This is a genomic window from Vibrio sp. S12_S33 (assembly GCF_963889785.1).
Taxonomy (GTDB): domain Bacteria; phylum Pseudomonadota; class Gammaproteobacteria; order Enterobacterales; family Vibrionaceae; genus Vibrio; species Vibrio aestuarianus.
Genome location: NZ_CAWPQZ010000099.1, coordinates 1 through 3,013 on the forward strand (window position 1 = coordinate 1; position 3,013 = coordinate 3,013).

A 3,013-nucleotide genomic window follows, 5' to 3' on the forward strand; every position below is an offset into this window, starting at 1 on the left:
TGAAATTCAGTGCCATTGTCCGCGGTGATAGTCTTAAAGGGTAAGCCTGAGCGGATGATAAGTTCGCTCACTTTTGCATTGAGTGAAGCTGTGGTTCGGTTGTCGAGCTGGCCGATTAAAGTGAGGCCATTCATTCTGTCGACTAAAGTGACGATACAGTGTTTAGTTCCGCAACCAATGACGGTATCAATTTCCCAGTGGCCCGGTTCTTCGCGATTCTCAGCTTCTGACGGTCTTACAGATATATGACGCTTATTGGCAAGGCGTCCTCGACTGTCTTTTGAGTTGTAACGCTTACGCCGCTTTTTGGTCGATTGACGAAGGTGTTTCCACAGTGTTCCTCCTTCTGCTTTGTCGTTCCAAACATATTGGTAAATGAGCTCATGGCTCATTGTTGGATAGCGTCTTACCCTTAGGTATCCGACAATCTGCTGCGGGCTCCAATCCAGCCGTAGCAAGGCTTCAACCAGTGTGAAGTCGGTTTTGGTATAGCGTTTGTTGCGCCTTGAGCGTCTTAATCTACTTCGAGCTTTTTGATGTGCTCGAGCGGGTTGGTAAGACGGGTTCGGCCGATATGCGTTGTATCGAGAATTGCGTTGGAATTCTCGATAGATAGTGCCTCGATGGCGCCCGAGTCGGGATGCGATTTTATCGACACTAATGCCTTGCTTTCTGAGCTCAGAAATCATATACCTTTCAATCTCAGTGAGGTGCGTGTACTTCATGTTTTTTACTTCTTGGCGGGAGCAAAAATGATGATTATCGCATCTCACTGTTTTTATGTTCAGAGGTGTCGCACTTCGTACTTGAATCCAAGTCACATAACAAGCAATTCAAGTGGATTCTCAACGCGTGGCAGTTTTACTATGCGTCAGGTAAAGTGTTTTACGGTGCAATGCGGCGGCTTGGCCAGTGCGTTGTTCACCACTTAATTGGGCGTTAGTTTGCTACAGGCTAGCAGTTAACTAGCCTAAGCTTGCTCTTACATCTGCAATGGTGATGAAGAGTTTGTTTTCAGCGTCTTGAAATGCCTGAAAGCCATAGCGTTCATAAAAATATTTTGCACCGTCTTTGGCATCAACGATAACAACTGGAAATGCAACGCTATCACTAGCAGCTAATAGCTTTCTGAGTGCATCGATGAGCAGCCACTCACCAAAGCCTTTCCCTTTGTATCTGTCATCGACAGCAAGACGGGCAATTAGGCCACCAGAGGTGGATGATTGGTGCTTTTTTTGTAATTTATCGGGCAATGCCTTTAAGTCAATTGGTGTCATTGTTAGTGTGTAAAAGCCGATGATATGTGAGCTGTCGTTATCATCTTCCAGAACAAACGTTCTGGTGTTGTCTTTCTTTGCTTGCTGACTCGCCATTACTTTTAAGTAATTATTGAGAGCTTCGATACCACAGTTGAATCGGTTTCTATCGTGTTTAACTTTATCTAAAAGTACCGTATTCATCATTGAGCCTTGCTCTCGTATCGTTCAGAGGCCGCTCTTAGTTTTGAGTTCTGTGTTGTTGGACGGTCTAATGCGTCCATCAGCAACATCGCATCGGCTTGGCTCAGTTTTAAAGCTTGCTCACGTTCAATGACTTGTTTAGCCTTTTCAATTGCAGCGCTTAGAACAAATGAGTTAATACTAGACATACCAGCGATAGCGGCAGCTTTAGTGAGTAAATCTTGTGTATCGACATCAACTCTAGCGGTGATGCGAGGCAAGGTAGTAGCCATAATGTTATCTCCTGTTGTGTCAAAATGTCACATGGGTATTATGGTCTTAAAATGTGCAATTAGCAATCGTCGTGTCACTTTGGCACGCAAACTAACAAACAATTCAAGTGGATTCTCAACGCGTGGCAGTTTTACTATGCGTTAGGTAAAGTGTTTTACGGTGCAATGCAGTGGCTTGGTCAGTGCGTTGTTCACCACTTAATTGGGCGTTAGCTGTTTTTGACCAAACTATAAGTTTCCTATGGAAATCCAAAGGTTTTCTTTGGTTTTTAGTTGTGCTATGTTTTAACTATTCTTAGTTACAGGAGCTAAATCATGGCAAAGACATTTTTCCCACACGCAGATAAAGTTGCTTACGTTGATGCGAGCGCACCTCACCCAGAAAATACTCAGTACAAGATTTCAATTGGCACTGAAGTGTGGGATGATGAAAATCACGAAGTAGTTAAAATTCAAATGGTTTACAACGGCGCGATTGCTGGGCGTAGAAGTCCTTCCTACCCACTTGGTACAGATGACTACCAGAGAGTAAATACTAAACTGCAAGAGTTAGTCGCAAACCGCTAGGACACAGCTAACAAACGACTATGGTGTCAATAACTATTTTTTAGCTGTATTTTCATCCCATATGACGCCATCTCGTAGCATCGAATTTAGGATAACTACCATCTTTCTAACACACGCGATAATGGCTACTTTTTTGGGTTTTCCTGCGTCAACAAGTCGCGTGTAAGTCGCCTTAAAAACAGGGTTGCATTGCATGGCTGACATCATTGCCATGTATAAAACCGTCCGCACTTGAGCTCGTCCACCTTGGATGACTCTTTTGCCTTTGTAGCGTCCACTTTCTCGTGTAATTGGTGCGACACCAATTAAAGAAGCGGCTTGTTTATTGGTGATATAACCGAGTTCAGGGACATTACTTATAATTGAGGCCGCTGCAATGTTTCCTATTCCAGGAACACTCTGCAAGATAGTGTTTTTGGCTTGGTATTCAGGGCTATCTTCAATTAGTTTAACGAGTTTTTCTTCTAGCTTTGTGATTTGATTTTTTATTGCCGTTAGTATCGGCTTGATGGTCGAGTGAAGAGATTTTGGGAGTATCTGAATTCGGTTTTTTTCCATCGTCTGCATGGATAATAACTGATTGCGTCGGATTACTAAGTCACTCATTAAGCGTATGTTTTTTGCCTTGATGACAGTCAGGGTTGGCTTGATGGCTTCGCCATAATGAGCAATCAACTCTGCGTCTAAACGGTCATTCTTGGCTCTGCGCCCAAT

The 3,013-nt window shown here is 43.5% G+C and carries 5 protein-coding genes; 1 reads left to right on the top strand and 4 read right to left on the bottom strand.

Annotated features, from left to right (window positions below):
- From AACW06_RS19005 to AACW06_RS19015, 3 genes are all read right to left on the bottom strand, one after another.
- The coding region (locus tag AACW06_RS19005) for an IS30 family transposase (protein WP_192076270.1) at positions 1-725 on the bottom strand (725 nt) is incomplete at its 3' end.
- Between the two features lie 240 nt (positions 726-965).
- Positions 966-1,463 carry a GNAT family N-acetyltransferase gene (locus tag AACW06_RS19010; protein WP_053308722.1) on the bottom strand — a complete coding sequence of 166 codons (498 nt, stop codon included), beginning with the start codon at positions 1,461-1,463 and terminating at the stop codon, positions 966-968.
- Positions 1,460-1,732, bottom strand: coding sequence for a type II toxin-antitoxin system TacA family antitoxin (locus AACW06_RS19015; RefSeq protein ID WP_175242891.1), 273 nt, complete (start codon positions 1,730-1,732; stop codon positions 1,460-1,462). Before AACW06_RS19015 ends, AACW06_RS19010 begins: the two co-directional genes overlap by 4 nt.
- 315 nt (positions 1,733-2,047) lie before the next feature.
- Between AACW06_RS19015 and AACW06_RS19020 the strand changes: the two genes are divergently transcribed.
- Positions 2,048-2,299 carry a hypothetical protein gene (locus AACW06_RS19020; protein WP_192076271.1) on the top strand — a complete coding sequence of 84 codons (252 nt, stop codon included), beginning with the start codon at positions 2,048-2,050 and terminating at the stop codon, positions 2,297-2,299.
- 33 nt (positions 2,300-2,332) lie between these two features.
- Here AACW06_RS19020 and AACW06_RS19025 read toward each other — a convergent pair.
- Positions 2,333-3,013 (bottom strand): IS110 family transposase (locus AACW06_RS19025; protein ID WP_192076272.1); only part of this gene is annotated, 681 nt, incomplete at its 5' end.